The organism is Cellulomonas sp. KU4C, from assembly GCF_056868065.1.
The window spans coordinates 2,696,656-2,714,096 of the sequence record NZ_CP200322.1; the positions used below are offsets into that span (position 1 = coordinate 2,696,656).

General features: G+C 75.8%; 12 protein-coding genes and 2 pseudogenes. 6 read left to right on the forward strand and 8 right to left on the reverse strand.

The features are described from left to right. The first annotated feature begins 29 nt into the window (after positions 1-29). Both AC1VL8_RS12735 and AC1VL8_RS12740 read left to right on the forward strand, forming a co-directional pair. On the forward strand, positions 30-1,802 hold the full coding sequence (locus AC1VL8_RS12735) for a BCCT family transporter (RefSeq protein ID WP_483075402.1): 1,773 nt from the start codon (positions 30-32) through the stop codon (positions 1,800-1,802). Between the two features lie 62 nt (positions 1,803-1,864). Beyond that, on the forward strand, positions 1,865-3,316 hold the full coding sequence (locus AC1VL8_RS12740; protein WP_483075403.1) for an amino acid permease: 1,452 nt from the start codon (positions 1,865-1,867) through the stop codon (positions 3,314-3,316). A gap of 28 nt (positions 3,317-3,344) precedes the next feature. Here the strand turns inward: AC1VL8_RS12740 and AC1VL8_RS12745 are convergent, their stop codons facing one another. Continuing rightward, the gene (locus AC1VL8_RS12745) at positions 3,345-3,962 is read right to left on the reverse strand and encodes a LysE/ArgO family amino acid transporter (RefSeq protein ID WP_483075404.1); all 618 of its coding nucleotides are present in this window, start codon (positions 3,960-3,962) and stop codon (positions 3,345-3,347) included. A gap of 85 nt (positions 3,963-4,047) precedes the next feature. Here AC1VL8_RS12745 and AC1VL8_RS12750 point away from each other — a divergent pair, with 85 nt between their 5' ends. Beyond that, complete coding sequence (locus AC1VL8_RS12750) at positions 4,048-4,932, forward strand: LysR family transcriptional regulator ArgP (protein ID WP_483075405.1); 885 nt, start codon at positions 4,048-4,050, stop codon at positions 4,930-4,932. A 30-nt stretch (positions 4,933-4,962) separates the two neighbouring features. On the opposite strand, the gene AC1VL8_RS12755 is transcribed toward AC1VL8_RS12750, so the two are convergent. Next, complete coding sequence (locus tag AC1VL8_RS12755; protein WP_483075406.1) at positions 4,963-6,228, reverse strand: APC family permease; 1,266 nt, start codon at positions 6,226-6,228, stop codon at positions 4,963-4,965. Between the two features lie 180 nt (positions 6,229-6,408). Between AC1VL8_RS12755 and AC1VL8_RS12760 the strand changes: the two genes are divergently transcribed. Beyond that, positions 6,409-8,610: a putative bifunctional diguanylate cyclase/phosphodiesterase gene (locus AC1VL8_RS12760; protein ID WP_483075407.1), complete on the forward strand. Its 2,202-nt coding sequence runs from the start codon at positions 6,409-6,411 to the stop codon at positions 8,608-8,610. Positions 8,611-8,631: 21 nt separating this feature from the next. On the opposite strand, the gene AC1VL8_RS12765 is transcribed toward AC1VL8_RS12760, so the two are convergent. From AC1VL8_RS12765 to AC1VL8_RS12790, 6 genes and pseudogenes are all read right to left on the reverse strand, one after another. Further along, entirely contained in the window at positions 8,632-11,736 is a 3,105-nt protein-coding gene (locus tag AC1VL8_RS12765; protein WP_483075408.1) for a DEAD/DEAH box helicase, read from the reverse strand. Between the two features lie 186 nt (positions 11,737-11,922). Then, positions 11,923-12,186: a PTS sugar transporter subunit IIA gene (locus AC1VL8_RS12770; RefSeq protein WP_483076246.1), complete on the reverse strand. Its 264-nt coding sequence runs from the start codon at positions 12,184-12,186 to the stop codon at positions 11,923-11,925. A 67-nt stretch (positions 12,187-12,253) separates the two neighbouring features. Next, positions 12,254-12,349 (reverse strand): annotated as a pseudogene (locus AC1VL8_RS12775) (hypothetical protein); the annotation flags it as partial. A gap of 8 nt (positions 12,350-12,357) precedes the next feature. Next, positions 12,358-13,844, reverse strand: a pseudogene (locus tag AC1VL8_RS12780) (PTS mannitol transporter subunit IIBC). Positions 13,845-14,044: 200 nt separating this feature from the next. Further along, a complete protein-coding gene (locus tag AC1VL8_RS12785) occupies positions 14,045-15,085 on the reverse strand; it encodes a zinc-dependent dehydrogenase (RefSeq protein WP_483075409.1) in 1,041 nt (346 codons plus the stop codon). Positions 15,086-15,137: 52 nt separating this feature from the next. Continuing rightward, on the reverse strand, positions 15,138-15,899 hold the full coding sequence (locus AC1VL8_RS12790; RefSeq protein WP_483075410.1) for a DeoR/GlpR family DNA-binding transcription regulator: 762 nt from the start codon (positions 15,897-15,899) through the stop codon (positions 15,138-15,140). A gap of 269 nt (positions 15,900-16,168) precedes the next feature. Between AC1VL8_RS12790 and AC1VL8_RS12795 the strand changes: the two genes are divergently transcribed. Together AC1VL8_RS12795 and AC1VL8_RS12800 are read left to right on the forward strand one after the other, a co-directional pair. After that, a complete protein-coding gene (locus AC1VL8_RS12795; protein WP_483075411.1) occupies positions 16,169-16,579 on the forward strand; it encodes a transferase in 411 nt (136 codons plus the stop codon). Positions 16,580-16,684: 105 nt separating this feature from the next. Then, positions 16,685-17,401, forward strand: a complete 717-nt coding sequence (locus AC1VL8_RS12800) for a helix-turn-helix transcriptional regulator (RefSeq protein ID WP_483075412.1) — start codon at positions 16,685-16,687, stop codon at positions 17,399-17,401. Positions 17,402-17,441: the final 40 nt, after the last annotated feature.

Here is a 17,441-nt window from a genome sequence, read left to right on the forward strand (position 1 = left end):
CCCCGACGCCCGACATCGTGAGGTTCCCCGTGACGTCGTCCACGCCCGAGACCGCCGGCCCCGCACCGGTCGACCCCGCCGCGACCGGGTCCGAGCCCGGGACCGCCGCCGAGCCCACCGCCGAGCGCCCCGCGCCGCCCGAGACCGACCACTCCGGTCCCTGGGGCACGTCGCGCGTCGTGTTCTGGGGCGCGGTGGTCGTCGTCCTGGCCGTGTCCGGGTTCACGATCGCGTTCCCCGACACCGCGAGCGACGTGATCGGCGCCGTCCAGACGCACGTCGTCAGCGCGTTCGGCTGGTACTACGTGCTGCTGGTGGCGCTGTTCGTGGCGTTCGCGATCTGGGTGGGCGTCGGCCGGTGGGGCGACATCACGCTCGGGCCGGACGACGACGAGGAGCCGGAGTACCCGCTGGGCTCGTGGTTCGCGATGCTGTTCGCGACCGGCATGGGCATCGGCCTGGTGTTCTGGGGCGTGGCGGAGCCGCTGAGCCACTACGCGGACCCGAAGCCCGGCGTCACCGGCACCCCGGAGCAGCTCGCTCAGGCCGCGATGAGCCAGACGTACCTGCACTGGGGCGTCAGCGCGTGGGCGATCTACGTGGTCGTCGGCCTCGCGGTCGCCTACACGGTGCACCGCAAGGGCCGACCGGTGTCGATCCGGTGGGCGCTGGAGCCGCTGCTCGGCGACCGGGTCCGGGGCCGGCTGGGCGACGCGATCGACGTGACGGCGGTCGTCGGCACCGTGTTCGGCGTCGCGACGTCGCTCGGTCTCGGGGTCCTGCAGATCACCGCCGGCCTCGAGCACACCGGGATCGCCCAGTCGTCCACGGTGCTGCAGGTCGTGGTGATCGTGGTCATCACCGGCATCGCGACGCTGTCCGTGGTGTCCGGTCTGGACCGGGGGCTGAAGTGGCTGTCGAACATCAACGTGTCGTTCGCGGGCGTGCTGATGATCGCAGTGCTGGTGCTCGGGCCGACCCTGTTCCTGCTGCGCGAGTTCGTGCAGTCGCTCGGCGCGTACCTGGCGAACGTCGTCCCGATGATGTTCAACGTGTCCGCGTACGCCGGCGCCGAGGGCGAGGCCTGGCAGGCGTCCTGGACGACGTTCTACTGGGGCTGGTGGATCAGCTGGTCCCCGTTCGTCGGGGTGTTCATCGCCCGGATCTCCCGGGGTCGCACCGTGCGGCAGTTCGTCGCCGGCGTGCTGCTGGTCCCGTCGATCGTGTGCTTCCTGTGGTTCTCGGTGCTGGGCGGCTCGGCCCTGTACCGCGAGCTGTTCGGCGGCGGCGGGCTGGTGGGGCCGGACGGCGAGGTCGTCCCGGAGAACGCGCTGTTCGACCTGCTGGCGTCGCTGCCCGGCGGTGCGGTGCTGTCGGTCGGCGCGATCATCCTCGTCGCCCTGTTCTTCATCACCTCCGCCGACTCCGGCGCCCTGGTCGTGGCGATGCTGTCCGCCGGCGGCGACCCGAACCCGCGCACCCCGCTGCGCGTGCTGTGGGCGGCGCTGGGCGGTGTGCTGGCGATCGCGCTGCTCGTCGCCGGCGGCCTCACGGCGTTGCAGACCGCGGCGATCCTCATCGCGCTGCCGTTCAGCGTGGTGATGATCGGCATGGTCGTCTCGACGTCGCGCGCCCTGCACCTGGAGCACCAGGCGTTCCTGCGGGCCGAGCGCCGTCAGCTGCGGTCGGCGATCACCGCGCACGTCGCCACGCAGGTGACCCGGCACGTCGACGAGCGGCTCGGCCCCCGTCCGCGCCGCGGCCCGCTCGGTGGCGGTCGGCGGGGACGCTCCGCCGACTGAGCGGCTACGGTGTTCGGCGGCCGCGAGCCGCGCGCCGTCCACCCGCACCACCGGAAGTCCTGATGCCCCGCACCCCCGCCCCGCACCCCGAGCCCGTCGTCCCCGCCACCCCCGCCACCCCCGGGACGGCCGACCCGACCGGTGAGGGCCTGGGCCACGGCCTGCGGACCCGGCACCTGACGATGATGGGCCTCGGCTCGGCGATCGGCGCCGGGCTGTTCCTCGGCAGCGGCGTCGGCATCGCGACGGCCGGGCCCGCGGTGCTGGTGTCGTACGCGGTCGCCGGGGTGCTGGTCGTCCTGGTGATGCGGATGCTCGCGGAGATGGCGGCCTCGGTGCCGTCCAGCGGGTCGTTCTCGGTGTACGCGGAGCAGGCGCTCGGCCGGTGGGCCGGGTTCACGCTCGGCTGGGTCTACTGGTTCACGATCATCATGGTGCTCGGCGCGGAGATCACCGGCGTCGCCGGGATCGTCACCGGCTGGCTGCCGGGCGTCCCGCAGTGGGGCGTGGCGCTGGTGGTCGTCGCCGTGTTCGCGGTGGTGAACCTGGCGGGGGTGCGCCGGTTCGGCGAGCTGGAGTTCTGGTTCGCGCTCGTCAAGGTCGCGGCGATCGTCGTGTTCCTGGTGGTCGGCGTGCTGCTGGTCGCGGGGCTGCTGCCGGGCACCGAGCCCGTCGGGACGGCGAACCTCCTGGGGCACGGCGGGTTCGCGCCGATGGGCGTCGGGGGCGTGGCGGCCGGGCTGCTCGTGGTGGTGTTCGCGTTCGGCGGCATCGAGATCGTCGCGATCGCCGCCGCCGAGGCCCGTGACCCGCAGCAGGCGGTCGGCCGGGCGACCCGGACGATCCTGTGGCGGATCCTGCTGTTCTACGTGGGCTCGGTCGCGATCATGGTGCTGGTCCTGCCGTGGGACGCGCCGGTGCTCCAGCAGGGCCCGTTCGTCGCGGTGCTCGAGGTCGCGGGGCTGCCGGGCGCGGCGCGTCTGATGGAGGCCGTCGTGGTGATCGCGCTGCTGTCGGCGTTCAACGCGAACGTCTACGCGACGTCACGGATGGCGTTCTCGCTGGCCGGTCGGGGCGACGGGCCGCGGGTGCTGCACCGGGTGTCCCGCCGCGGGGTGCCGTGGGTCGCGGTGCTGGTGTCGGTGGCGTTCGGCCTCGTGGCCGTGGGGCTGAACGCGGTGCTGCCCGACACGCTGCTGGGCATCCTGCTCAACGCGGTCGGCGCGGCGCTGCTGGTGGTCTGGGTGCTGATCGCGGTCGCGCAGCTGCGGCTCCGGCCGCGGCTGGCGGCCGAGGCACGTGCGCGCGGTGAGCAGATGCCGCTGCGGATGTGGGGGTACCCGTGGCTCACCTGGGCGACGCTCGCGGCCCTGGCCGGGCTGGTGGTGCTGATGCTCGCCGACGGCACCGCGCGTGGGCAGCTGCTGTCGACGGCCGGGCTGGTCGCGGTGGTCGTCGGCGTCTACGGGGTGACGGTGCTGGTGCGCCGGCGCCGGGGCGCGGCCGCGGGCTGACCCGCCCCGCACGGGAGGGCCGCGCGCCTCACAGACCGCGCAGCAGCCCGACCGCGATCGACGCCATCACCACGGCGATGACCGCGTCGAGCACGCGCCACGCCGCCGGGCGCGCGAACAGCGGGCGCAGCACCCGCGCCCCGTACCCGAGCGCGGTGAACCAGACCAGGCTGCCGAGGACGGCGCCGCCGCCGAACCACCAGCGCAGGTCGCCGTGCGTCCCGGCGACCGAGCCGAGCAGCACCACCGTGTCCAGGTACACGTGCGGGTTGAGCCAGGTCAGCGCCAGGCTCGTGGCGACCACGGGCCAGAGCGCGGCGGGTGCGGCGTCGGCGTCCTCGGTGAGCGCGCCGCGGGGGCGCAGGGCCCGGCGCGCGGCGACCACCGCGTAGCCGAGCAGGAACACCGCGCCGCCGATGCGCGCCACGACCAGGACGGCCGGCGCCCGGTCGACGAGGGTGCCGACCCCGGCGACGCCGGCGGTGATGAGCACCGCGTCGGACAGCGCGCAGACCGCCACGACCGGCAGGACGTGCACGCCGCGCAGGCCGGTGCGCAGGACGAACGCGTTCTGCGCGCCGATCGCCACGATCAGCGACAGGCCGAACGCGAGGCCGGTGAGGGTGGAGAGCAGGGCAGCGGGCACCCGGCGACGGTAGGTCCGCCCGGCCACATCGGTCCAATGACTGCAGCGCGCCGTCCATCAGCGGTGCTGATAGTAGGGTCGGCGCGTGACCGACGTGGACCTGCCCCAGCTGCGCGCCCTGCTCGCCGTCGTCGACGAGGGCTCGTTCGAGGGCGCGGCCCTCACCCTGCGGATCACCCAGTCCGCGGTGAGCCAGCGGATCCGCGCCCTGGAGACCGCCGTCGGCCAGGTGCTCGTCCGCCGCAGCCGACCCGCCGGGGTGACGGACGCCGGCGCGGTGTACCTGCGGCTCGCCCGGCAGGTGCTCGACCTGACTGACGAGGCCCGGGCCGCGGTCGCCACCGACGCGACGCCCGGCCGCACCGTGCTGCCGATCGCGGTGAACTCGGACTCGCTCGGCTCGTGGGTGCTGCCGGCGCTCGCGCCGCTGGCGGACGAGGTCGTCCTGGACCTGCACCGCGAGGACCAGGACCACTCCGCGGAGCTGCTGCGCACCGGCACCGTGGTCGCGGCCATCACCACCGCGGACCGGCCCGTGCAGGGCTGCTCGGTGCACCGCCTGGGCGTGCTCCGGTACCGGCCGATGATGACGGTGGCCGGCGCCGCGCGTCACCTGCCCGACGGGCCGACGACCGCCGCGCTCGAGGCGGCGCCGCTGGTGGTGTTCGACCGCAAGGACGACCTGCAGGACCGCTACCTGCGCCGCCGCGGCGCGGACCCCGCGCTCCCGCCGCGGCACCACGTCCCGGCCTCGGCCGACTTCGTGCTGGCGGTCCGGCTCGGGCTCGGCTGGGGCATGCTGCCGGAGGCCGACGCGACCGCGGGGGAGCGCGACGGGACGCTCGTCGACCTCGACCCCGGGCGGCACGAGGACGTGACCCTGTTCTGGCAGCAGTGGACGCTGCCGACCCGGGCCCTGGAGCGCACCGGCGCCGCGGTCCGCGCCGCCGCTGCGCGGTACCTGCGCTGACCGGGGGGCGTGCTCGCGTCGGGCGGGGCGTCAGCCGGCGGCGCGAGCCCGGGCGCGGCGGTGCTGCCAGGCCCGCCCGAGCACGCCGACGCCGAGCACCCCGGCGCCCGCCGCGACCGAGGTCGGCGGGAGCGTCGCGACCAGCACCGCGCAGCCGACCGCCCCGAGCACCTGCACGGCCCGCGGCGACCAGCGGTGCTCGCCGCGCTGCGTGGCGGCGGCGACGTTCGTGACCAGGTAGTAGAGCAGCACCCCGGCGGACGAGAACCCGATCGCCCCGCGCAGGTCGACGACCAGCACGAGCGCGCCCACCACGACCGCGAGGGCGACCTCGGCGTGGTGCGGCACCCGGTAGCGGGGGTGCACACCCGCGAGCCACCCCGGCAGGTCGCCGTGCCGGGCCATCGCCAGGGCCGTGCGGCTCACCCCGGCGACCAGCGCCAGCAGCGCGCCGAGCGACGCCACGGCGGCGCCCACCCGCACGACCGGTCCGACCCAGGGCCAGCCGGTCGCCGCGGCCGCGGCGGCCAGCGGGGTGGCGGTCGCGGCGGTCCCGTCGGGGCCGAGCGTCGCGAGCAGCGTCACCGCGACCACTCCGTAGACCAGCACCGTCAGCGCCAGCGCGATCAGGATCGCCCGGGGGATCGTCCGGCGCGGGTCGCGCACCTCCTCGCCCAGCGTCGCCACCCGCGCGTAGCCCGCGAACGCGAAGAACAGCAGGCCCGCCGACTGGAGCACGCCGTACCAGCCGACCTCGCCGCCCGCCGACCACGGCGTCACCGGCGCCCACGCCTGGTCGGCCCCGACGTGGACCGCCACGACCGCCACGAGCAGGCAGGTGAGCGTCGCCGCCACCAGCAGCCGGGTCAGCCGGGCCGTGCGGGTGATCCCGCGGTAGTTCACGGCCGCCAGCCCCACCACCGCGGCGACCGCCAGGGGACGCTCCCAGCCGGGTGGTGCCGCGTAGGCGGCGAACGTCAGCGCCATCGCCGCGCAGCTCGCCGTCTTCCCGATCACGAAGCCCCAGCCCGCCAGGAACCCCCACCAGGGGCCGAGCTGCTCGCGCCCGTAGACGTACGTGCCGCCCGAGGTCGGGTGCTGCGCCGCGAGCTGCGCGGACGAGGTGGCGTTCGCGGCGGCGACCAGGGCAGCCAGCGCCAGCCCCAGCAGCAGCGCGGGACCCGCCGCGCGGGCGGCCGGCGCGAACGCGGTGAACACGCCCGCGCCGATCATCGACCCGAGACCGAGGGTGACCGCGGCGCCCGTCCCGAGCCGGCGGGCCAGGGGAGCGGTCACGCGGTGGGGCCGGGGGTGCCGGCGCTGCGGGGGGTCACGGGCGTCATCCTGACGGCACCGCCCGCACGTGTCGAGCAGAACTCCACCCGCGTGATGCGTCAAGAACGTCCCGCGGACGCCGATCCCAGCAGAGTGAGGTGGTGGAGCGGGGCCGGTGCGAGGACGACCAGCGTCGTCGCCGTGCTCGTCGGGCACGCCCTGCTGCCCGACGGCGCCGGGCGCGACGCGCTCTACGTGACGGTCGGCGCCGCCGCCGCGGTCGTCGCCACCCGCGCCGCCCGGCGGATGTCCGGACCCGCCCGGCGGGCCTGGCTGCTGCTCAGCGCCGGGCTCGCGGCCTGGGTGACCGGGGACCTGATCTGGACAGTGCTCGACCGGGTCCTCGGCCTCGACCCGTTCCCCTCGCTCGCGGACGTGCCCTACCTGGCGTCCTACCCGCTGCTCGCGGCCGGCCTCCTGCGGGCGTTCCCCGCACCGCGCGACCACCGCCGGGAGTGGTTCCTCGACACGGTGCTGATGACGGGCGGCGTGCTGCTGGTGCTGTGGCAGCTGCTGCTCGCGCCGACCGTGCTGGAGTGGGCGTCGGACCCGGGCGGCTCGGTGGTCGGTGCGCTGTACCCGGCCGGTGACGCGCTGCTGCTGATCGCCCTGGCGCGACCGTTCCTGGCCCAGCACCGGCAGACCCGGGCGTACGTGCTGACCTCGGCCTCGGTGCTGGCGATCCTCGCGGCCGACGTGCTGTTCCAGCTCGGCAGCACGCACGGCGTCGACGACCCCCTCTACCTGCTCGACTCCTTGTGGCTGCTCGGGTACGTCCTGGTCGCCCGGGCGGCGCGCGCCCACGCGACGGACGTGATCTCGACCCCGCAGGCGTCCGGCGAGCTCACCGGCCGGCACATGGCCCTGTTCTCCGCGGCCGCCGCGACGGTCCCGGTGACCCTGGTGGTCTCGGCGCTCGGCGCCGGAGCGGTCCCGCTGCTCGAGGTGTGCGTCGTCGGCACCGCGATGATGTCCGCGCTGCTGCTGCGCTTCTGGTGGCTGGTCCGCGAGCAGCGCGCCACCAACGTCCGCCTCGCGCACCTCGCGATGACGGACCCGCTGACCGGCCTCGCGAACGCGGTCGCCCTGGGCGAGCACGTCGAGCGCGACGCCGCGCCGGACGCCGCGCGCCCCGACGGCACGGTGCCGGCGGTGCTGCTGATCGCGCTGGACGGCTACCGCGACGTCGTGGAGACCCTCGGGCACGCGGTGGCGGACGACCTGCTCCGGGCGGTCGGCGCCGAGCTCGCCGACGGGGTCGTCCCCGGCGGGCTCCCCGCGCGCCTGAGCCGGGAGGTGTTCGCCCTGGCGGTGGACGTGCGCGACCCCCAGGAGGCGGCGGACGCCGCGCGGCAGGTCCTCGACCGCCTCGGCACCGCCCTGGACGTGCGCGGCATGGACCTGCTGCCGGGTGCGCTGGTCGGCGTCGCGGTCGCGGCCGGTCGCCCCGCCGCCCTGGACGACCTCGTCGCCCGGGCCGACACGGCCGTGTCCCGCGCCCGGCGCGGGCCCGAGCGGTTCGCCGTGGACTGCCCCCACGACCCCGGCAGCGCCGGCAGCGTCCCCGCCGGGGGCGTGCTGCTGCGGGGCCTGGTCGCGGGTGCGGCGCGCGGGGAGCTCGTCGTGCACTTCCAGCCCGTCACCACGGTGCTCGGCGGCGCGGTCACCGGGGCGGAGGCGCTGGTCCGGTGGCAGCACCCGGTGCACGGCCTGCTCGGTCCCGCCGCGTTCGTGCCCGCCGCCGAGCGCACCGGGCTGGTCCGCACCGTCACGCTGGTCGTGCTCGACGTCGCCCTCGAGGAGTGCGCCCGGCTGCGCGCCCTGGTCCCGGACTTCACGGTGGCGGTGAACGTCTCGGCGCACGACGTCGACGACGCCCGGCTGGTCGGCGACGTCCGCGCCGCCCTCGAGCGGCACGCGCTGCCGCCGTCCGCGCTCACCCTCGAGGTCACCGAGACGATGGCGATGCGCGACGTCCCGCGGGCCGAGCAGACGCTGCGCGCGCTCGCCGACCTCGGCGTCCTGCTCGCCGTCGACGACTACGGCGTCGGGTACGGGTCGCTGGACTACCTGCGGCGGCTGCCGTTCACCGTGCTGAAGGTCGACCGGGCGTTCGTCGCCCCGGCCGCCACCGACCCGGTGTGCGCCGCCATCCTGCGCTCGACGATCGACCTCGGCCACGCGCTCGGCATGCAGGTGGTCGCGGAGGGCGTGGAGGACGACGACACCGCCGCGCTGCTCGGCGACCTCGGCTGCGACCTGGCGCAGGGCTGGGCGCTCGGGCGGCCCGGGCCCGCGCACGTGCTGGAGCAGCGCGTCGAGCAGCAGCTGCTCGTCGGCTGACCGGCGCCCGGCTGCCCGGCGCTACGCCAGCAGCTCGCGGACGTCGTCCGCCGTGAGCGCCGAGGCGAACAGCTCGCCGTCGTCGAGCACCGCGTCCACCAGCGCGGCCTTGCGCGCCTGGAGGGCGACGACCTTCTCCTCGACCGTGCCCGCCGCGATCAGCCGGTAGACCATCACCGGGCGGTGCTGGCCGATCCGGTGCGCGCGGTCGACGGCCTGCTGCTCCGCGGCCGGGTTCCACCAGGGGTCGAGCAGGAACACGTAGTCGGCCTCGGTGAGGTTCAGCCCGGTGCCGCCGGCCTTGAGGCTGATGAGGAACACCGGCGCCGTCCCGGTGCGGAACTCGTCGACGACCTCCCCGCGCCGCGTGGTGGACCCGTCGAGGTAGACGTACGGGACGCCCGCGGCCTCGAGGCGGTCGGCGGCCTTGCGCAGGTAGGACGTGAACTGGCTGAACACCAGCGCCCGGTGCCCCTCGGCGGCCACGTCCTCGAGCTGCTCCAGGAGCGCGTCGAGCTTGCTGGACGGCGTCCCGGCCTGCTCGGGGTCGATCAGCGACGCGTCCAGCGCGAGCATCCGCAGCAGCGTCAGCGACCGGTAGACGATGAACCGCTGCCGGTCCAGGTCGTCGATCAGGCCCAGCAGCTTCTGCCGCTCGCGCTGCAGGTAGAGGTCGTAGACGGCGCGGTGCGCGGGCGCGAGCTCGACGGTCAGCGTCTGCTCCTGCTTCTCGGGCAGGTCCGCGGCCACCCGCTCCTTGGTGCGGCGCAGCAGGAACGGGCGGACCCGGCGCCGCAGCCGCGCGAGCCGGTCCGCCCGCAGCCGGGCCGTGGACGCGGGGACGTCGCCCGCTCCGGCGCCGTCGGTGATGCCCGCGTGCGCGTCCTCGATCGGCCGGACGTACTGCCGGCCGAACGCCGTCGCGGGCGGCAGCAGCCCGGGCACGGTCAGCGCGAGGAGCGCGTGCAGCTCCGTGAGCGAGTTCTCCAGCGGCGTGCCGGTGAGGGCCAGCACGAACGGCGCGCCGAGGTCCGCGGCCGCCCGGTGCACCCGGGACGCGGCGTTCTTCACCTGCTGCGCCTCGTCGAGCACCAGCCCGGCCCACGCGACGTCCCGGTACGCGTCGGCGTCGAGCCGCAGGAGCGCGTAGCTCGTCACCAGCACGTCCGCGCCGTCGGCGAGCTCCGCGACGGGCGTGCCCGCGGCCTCCGTGGCCGTGACCCGCCGGACCACCAGGCCCGGGGTGAACCGGGCGGCCTCGGCGACCCAGTTCGGCGTCACGGACGTGGGCGCCACCACCAGGAACGGCAGGCGCGGCTCGTCGGCGGGCCGCTCCTCGACCACGTGCTGCACCAGCGCGAGGCACTGCAGCGTCTTGCCGAGCCCCATGTCGTCGGCCAGGATGCCGCCGAGCCGGTGCCGCCACAGGAACGCCAGCCAGGAGAACCCCTCGGCCTGGTACGGCCGGAGCGCGGCGCGCAGCCCGCGCGGCGCGGGTGTCGGCCGGGGTGCGTCGCCGGCGGCGTCCGCGAGCAGGTCCCGCCAGGCGTCCGCGGGCTCCGCGACGTCGGCGAGCTCCGCGAGGTCGGTCCACAGCGCGGTCTGGTGCCGGCTGAGCCGCAGCCCGGTCTCCCACTCGGTGAGCTCCTCGGCCTCCGCGACGAGCGCGGCCAGCGGCTCCAGCACGGGGTGGTCGAGGCGCAGGTACGTCCGGTCCACCAGCAGCAGCCGCCGGTGGCCCTTCGCGAGCGCGGCGAACAGCGGCCCGAACGGCACCGTCCGGCCCTCGATCGTCACCAGCACGCCGAGGTCGAACCAGTCGGTCCGGTCGGTCGGCTGGGTGGTGACGGTCAGCACGGGCGTGCCGGTCAGCTCGCGGTAGGCCGGGGCGGTGCCGGTGGTGTCGACCCGGACCCCGGGCCGCGCGGTGATGCGGGGGAGCGCGGTCGTGACGAACTCCGCGGCGTCCACGCCCGCCAGCCGCACGGGCTCGGGCAGCGCCGTCGGGTCGTCCTCGACCGTCGGCCACCCGCCGGGCACCAGGTGCGCCGGCACCACGCGCCGCGGCAGGGGCGTCGGGCCCGAGCGCGCGTGCCCGTCCCACGACCAGGCCAGGTGCACGACGTCGCCCGCCGCGTACCGGACGGCGAGCACGAGCGTCGGCGGCGCGGGCGGCGGCAGCACCACGCTGCCGTCGGCGCTGACCACCTCGAGCCCGGCCCGCAGCGCCGGCAGCCGGTCGCGGACCAGCTGCTCGGCGTCCGCGGCGGGCACGTGCACGCCGTCGCGCAGCGCGTCGGCGACGGACCGCCCGCCGCGCCCGCCCCGGCCGCCCTGCCCGCCGCGACCGGCCAGCAGGGCGAGCTGGTGCGGGCCGAGCCGCTCGGTCGTGGGGGCGAGCAGCAGCTGCCGCGGCTGCGCGGGGTCGACGACGTACACGCCGTGGTCGCCGATCGGGTGGGCCCGGTCCACGGGGTGCTCCGCGCCGTCCACGGTCAGCCGCGCCCGCAGCAGGACGCCACCGGCCGCGTCCTGCGCGACGTCCAGCCCGAGCCACGCCGAACCGGCGACCTCGACCCGCGCCCCCGCGCCCGAGCCGACGAACGGGATGCCCAGCGCCCGCGCCTGGTGCAGCAGCTCCCAGAGCACCGGGTTCACGAACTCGTCGAGGTACACCCAGGCGGCGTCCGTCCCCGGCACCGGCGGCCCGGCCGCGCGGTGCAGCGCGCCCACCTGGCAGAACCACCGGTGCTGCTCGTCGTCCAGGTCGAGCCGGGCGCGCATGTGCGGGATGTTCGCCCAGGTCAGCGTGCCGCGGGTCCAGCCCCGCTCGGAGCGGACCACCGGGCGGACGCCGAGCGCGTACGCGGGGGCGTCGGAGGCCGCGTCCGCGCCCGGGTCGGTGTCCGCGTCCCCACCGGGCGTCCGGGGCGTGCGGGCGGTCGCCGTGCGGGAGACCGGGCCGTTCCACCGCTCGCGGGTGTGCGGGGTCAGCTCCCGCAGCTCGAGCTGCAGCGCGGCCCGCCGCGCCCGGTGCGGGGCCTCGCCCGCCCCCCAGGCCAGCAGCCCGTCGAGCACCCCCCGCCACCCGTCCCCGGCGAGCGGGCGGTGGGGTTCGTCGGACACGCGCCCGATCGTCCCACACCCCACCCACGCCCCCCGCCTCCCACCGCCCCCCGCCCCCCGCGAGGGCGCACGAGACACCACGAGGGCGCAACCGTTCTGTTGCGCCCTCGTGGTGTCGGATGCGCCTTCGCGGGCCGCGGGGGCCGGGGGGCCGGGCGGGCCGCGGGGGCCGCGGGGGCCGCGGGGTCAGGCGGGGTCGACCTCCGCGAGGATCTGCGTCAGGGCCTCGCGGGTGGTGGCCGCGAGGACGCGGGCCACGCGGTCGGCGTCGGTGAAGACGAGGGCGATCCTCGACAGCAGCGACAGGTGCTCGTCGCCGACGCCGGCGATGCCGACCACGACGCGCACCGGGCCGCCGCCCCAGTCGATCTCGTGCTCGTACCGGACCAGGCAGATGGCCGAGCGGGTGATCTCGCCCTTCGCCTGGTCGGTCCCGTGCGGGATCGCCAGGGAAGCTGCCCATGTACGTCGACACGGTCTGCTCCCGCTCCAGCATCGCGTCCACGTAGTGCGGCGCGACGGCCCCGGACTGCACGAGCAGGGCCCCGGCCTCGCGGATCGCCTCCTCCTTGGTGGTGGCGCGGCCCGCGGGGACGATCAGGTCCGCGCTCATCAGCTCGGTCACGTGGTGCTCCTCTCCTGCGACGCCTCTCGGACGACGTCGTCGTACACGGGGCTGGACAGGAAGTTGTCGACCGAGACGTGCCGGGCCGACGGCGCGTGCCGCCGGGCGCGGTCGGTGAGCTCCCGCTGGGTGATCACGAGGTCGACGTCGTCCTCCAGGTTCGCGACGGCCTTGTTGACCACCGTGATGTCGGGCCTGCCTGCCTTCTTAGCTTGTCCCGCAGGATGCTCGCGCCCATCGCGGACGACCCCATGCCGGCGTCGCACGCGAACACGATGGACCGCACGGGTCCGGCGGGTGCGGCGTCCGTCGCCGTGGCACCGCCGGCCGCGGCCGCCATCGCCCCGAGCGCCGACGAGGACTTGCCCTTGTTGGCCTCGGTCTGCGCGATGGCCGCCGCGAGGTCGCCGCCGCCCGACTCGAGGTCGCGCTTGCGGGACGCCCGCAGGATCACCGCGGCCACCAGGAACGTGACCAGGAACGCCAGCACCACCGACAGCGCGACGCCGAGGAACGAGCCCCGGGGCGTCGCGGCGAACACCGCGAGGATCGAGCCCGGTGCCGCCGGACCGCGCAGGCCGCTGCCGAACACCACGTTCGTGGCGATGCCGGTCGCGCCGCCGAGGATCGCCGCGATGATCAGCGCCGGCTTCATCAGCACGAACGGGAAGTACACCTCGTGGATGCCGCCGACGAACTGCACGATCGCCGCGCCCGGCGCCGACGAGCGCGCGGCCCCGACCCCGAAGAACGTGTACGCCATCAGGATCCCGAGGCCCGGGCCGGGGTTCGACTCGACGAGGAACAGCAGCGACTGCCCGGACTCGACGACCTCCTGCGCGCCGAGCGGCACGAGCACGCCGTTGCCGATCGCGTTGTTGAGGAACAGCACCTTCGCCGGCTCGACGACCAGCGCCATCAGGGGCATCAGCTGGTTGTCCGCCATCCAGGACACGACCGACCCGAGCCAGTCGGACACCTGCGTGATGATCGGCGCGAACCCGAAGAACGCCCCGACGGCCATCGCCGCGCCGAGGATGCCCGCGGAGAACATGTCGACGAGCATCTCGAAGCCCGGCTTGATCTTGCCGGCCCACAGGCCGTCGACCTTCTTCATCACCCACGCGGACGCGGGGCCGACGATCATCGCGCCGAGGAACATCGGCACGGTGCTGCCGGTGATCATCCCGACCGCCACGATCGACGCGACGACGCCGCCGCGCTCCTTGTAGACCATCCGGCCGCCGGCGTTGGCGATGAGGATCGGCAGCAGGTACGTCACCATCGGGCCGACGAGCCCGATGTACTGCCGGAAGGTGGTGCCGTCGTCGGCGAGCGCGAGCTGCGTCGCCGCGCCCTGCCAGCTCATCTCGTCGGCGTTGCCGAACCCGCCGAGGATGCCGTTGGGCAACCAGCCCACGGCGATGAACAGCGAGGTGATCAGCCCCCAGGCCAGGAACGCCGGGAGGTTGGGCATGATCATCGCGCTGAGGAACGCCCCGAACCGCTGGACGCGGACCTGGGCCTGCTTGCCCCGCGACGGGGCCGGTGCTGCTGCGGCTGTGGTGGACACGGGCTCAGCCCTCCTGGGGGGCGCTCGGCCGGGCGGCGGTGCCCGGCGTGGAGTGGATCGGCATTGACCTGCTCCTTCGGTGACGTGACGGCCGGGGCCGTCGGGTGTCGTCAGGGTTCGATGGTGACCTTGATGCCCGCACCGCTGCGGACGACGTCGATGCCCTCGGCGACCCGGTCGAGCGGCAGCCGGTGGGTGATGAGGTCCGCGACCGGCACGCTGCCGTCGGCGATGTGCGCGAGGGCCTGGCGGTTGTGCTCCGGGCTCGACCCGTTCGCGCCGAACACCGCCAGCTCGCGGTAGTGCACGAGGTTGGAGTCGAACGTGATGGTCGGCTTGTCCTTGGGCAGACCGCCGAACAGGCTGAGCCGGCCCTGCGGCGCGAGCATCTGCAGCGCCTGCTCCTGCGCCGCGCCCGAGGCCGCGGCGGTGATGACCACGGACGGGCCCTTGCCGCCGGTGAGCTCCTTGACCGCGGCGACCGGGTCGGTCTCCGCGGAGCAGATCGCGGCGTCCGGCTGCACCACCGCGGCGGCGAGGTCGAGGCGCTCGCGGCTGAGCTCGACCAGGAACACCTGCGCGGCGCCCCGGGCGCGGGCGAGCCGCACGTGCAGGCATCCGATCGGGCCGGAGCCCACGACCACCACGGTGTCGCCCTCGTGGACGTCGATGATCTCCTGGGCGTTGATCGCGCAGGCGAACGGCTCGGCGACGGACGCCTCGGCGAACGAGACGTTCTCGGGGATGCGGTTCAGGCCGTCGACGGCGAGCACCTCGCGGGGCACGACCATCAGCGGGGCGAACCCGCCGTCGAAGTCGTAGCCCATCGAGACCTGGTTGGGGCAGATCGTCATGACGCCCGCGCGGCAGAACTCGCAGGTGCCGCAGGGGATGGCCGCGATGACCTGGACGCGGTCGCCCGGGGCCCACCCCTCGACGCCGGCGCCGGTCTCGAGGACCTCCCCGGCGATCTCGTGGCCCATGACGCGCGGCGGGACGATCCGCTGGTGCCCGGACGTCGAGATCTTCACGTCCGTGCCGCACATGGAGCAGGCGCGCACCCGGATCAGGACCTCGCCGTCCCCGGGGCGGGGGTCCGGCGCCTCCTCGAGGCGCACGTCACCGGGGGCGTAGAAGCGGAAGACCTTCATCGTTCTCCTTCGTCGATCCGTCCGGGCGCGCGGGTGCGCGCGCCGGTGGGTGTCAGGCCCGCACGACGCGCGGGCCGGCGTGCTCGATCTCGTCGGCGAGCTCGGGCGCGACGCCCGAGTCGGTGACGACGGTGTCCACGACCTGCAGCGGTGCGACGACCGCCAGCTCGGTGCGGCCGATCTTGGTGTGGTCGGCGAGGACCACCGTGCGGCGCGCGGCCGCCACCAGCGCCCGCTTGACCGTGGCCTCCGCGAGGTCGGGTGTGGTGAGCCCGTGCTCGGCGGACAGCCCGTTCGTGCCGACGAACGCGACGTCGACCCGCACCTCGGCGAGCGCGCGCTCCGCCCAGTCGCCGACCGCGGCCAGCGTGCGGGGCCGGACCGTGCCGCCGACCAGGTGCAGCGTGACGCGGGGGAGCCCGGCGAGCGCGGTCGCGACCGGCAGCGCGTGCGTGACGACGATGAGCTCGAGGTCGGCGGGCAGCATCTCCGCGAGCCGCACGGTGGTGGTGCCCGCGTCGATCAGCACGGAGCCGCCGGTCGGCAGCTCGTCCAGGGCGGCCTTCGCGATCCGGTCCTTCTCCGCGGCGAGCACGTGCTCGCGCTGGGCGAGGGCGGGCTCGTGGCCCAGCCGCTCGACGGGGACCGCGCCGCCGTGCACGCGCCGGAGCAGGCCCATCCGCTCGAGCGCGGTGAGGTCGCGGCGGACGGTCTCGGGCGTCACGTCCAGGTCGGCGGCCAGCGCCTGCACCTCGACGCGGCCCGCGGCGCGCGCGGTCGTGACGATGACGCTGTGGCGTTCGGGCGGGTACATGAGACGTCGTCGTCCTCGTGTCGGTCCACGTCGGTGTGGAGCTGCGCTGGCGGTGCTGCTGTGCTGCCGTGCGGGCGTCCGCTGGGCTCGGGACCCACTGTGGCGCGGATCACGTGCCCGAGTCAACAGAAACGCAGAAACTCAGAACCATCCGGGCAGACAGCCGGGGCGAAACGGATATCTCGACCCGCCGCGCAGGTCACGAACCGGTCACGACGCCTCGTGACCCGGGGAACAATCTCCCCGGTCCGGGCGTTCAGACGGGTGCCATGAAGAAGCGATACGAGGACCTCGAGCAGGCAGACGGCACGGTCGTGCGCTACCAGCGGCACGGCAACGGCGGCGGACTCGTCGCCAAGGGAGCCGTCGTGGACGACAGCGCCTACGTGGCCGACACCGCGTGGGTGGACCCCGGTGCGCGGGTGGAGGCCCGCGCGCGGATCGGGCAGCACTGCTGGGTGGAGCCCGGCGCGCGCGTGGAGGTGGCGGCCACCGTCGACTCCCACGTGCACGTCGGCCGCGGCGCCCAGGTCGGTGCCGGCGCCCGCGTGGGCACCCGCAGCCAGGTCGGCGCCGACGCGCGGCTGAGCCCGCGCGCGGTGGTCGAGCCCGAGACGCGGGTCGAGCCCGGCGCCGTGGTGCAGCACCCCCGGCGCGCGGACCGGCGGCTCGTCGCCTGACCCCCGGACGGGGCTCGTCCCCGCGGACCCGGTGACCTACGTCCCGGGTCCGCGCCGCCCGCCGGGAGCACCCTGCTGACGTCAGCCGCCGACGCAGGGAGAGCCATGCCCGGGGACGCCCCCGTGGGTCCGCGACCGGCGCGCGCCCGGGTGCCGGCCGCCCCGGACCGCCGCGCCCAACTGCTCGCCGTGCTCCGGCGTCGCGGGCCGAGCACCACCGGCGAGCTCGCCGCGGAGACCGGGCTGCACCCGAACACCACCCGCGAGCACCTGCGGGTGCTGGTGGACTCCGGGCACGTCGAGGCACGGACCGGCGCCCCCGCGGGCCGCGGGCGCCCGAGCACCCGGTACCGCGCGCTCCGGGCCGACCCGGAGGCGTCGCTCGTCGAGCGGCAGGCCGGCGTGCTCGTCGCCCAGGCCGCGCTCGCCCGCGCCCTGCTGGACGGCTACGGCGTACCCGACCCCGACGCCGCGGAGTCCGCGCGCCGGCACGGGCTGCGCGCGAGCGCCGACCTGCCCGAGCCGCCGGGGGACGAGGGAGCAGCCGGGGCCGACGCGCAGCTGCGGGCGCTGGCGGAGCACCTCGACCGGATGGGGTTCGAGCCCGACCTCGACCGCGTCGCCGGGACCGGCGAGGTCCGGCTGCGCGCCTGCCCGTTCCTCGACCTCGCGCGCGACCGGCCCGACGTCGTGTGCCGCGTGCACCTCGGCCTCGCTCAGGGCGTGCTCGCCCGCACCGGCGGTCCCGTGGCGGCCGACGCCGTCGAGCCCTTCGCGGCGCCGGGCCTGTGCGTGCTGCACCTGACCGGCCTCGCCCCCTGACGCCCGTGCGGGGTGGCCCGTGGGCCGTTGGGCCCAATAT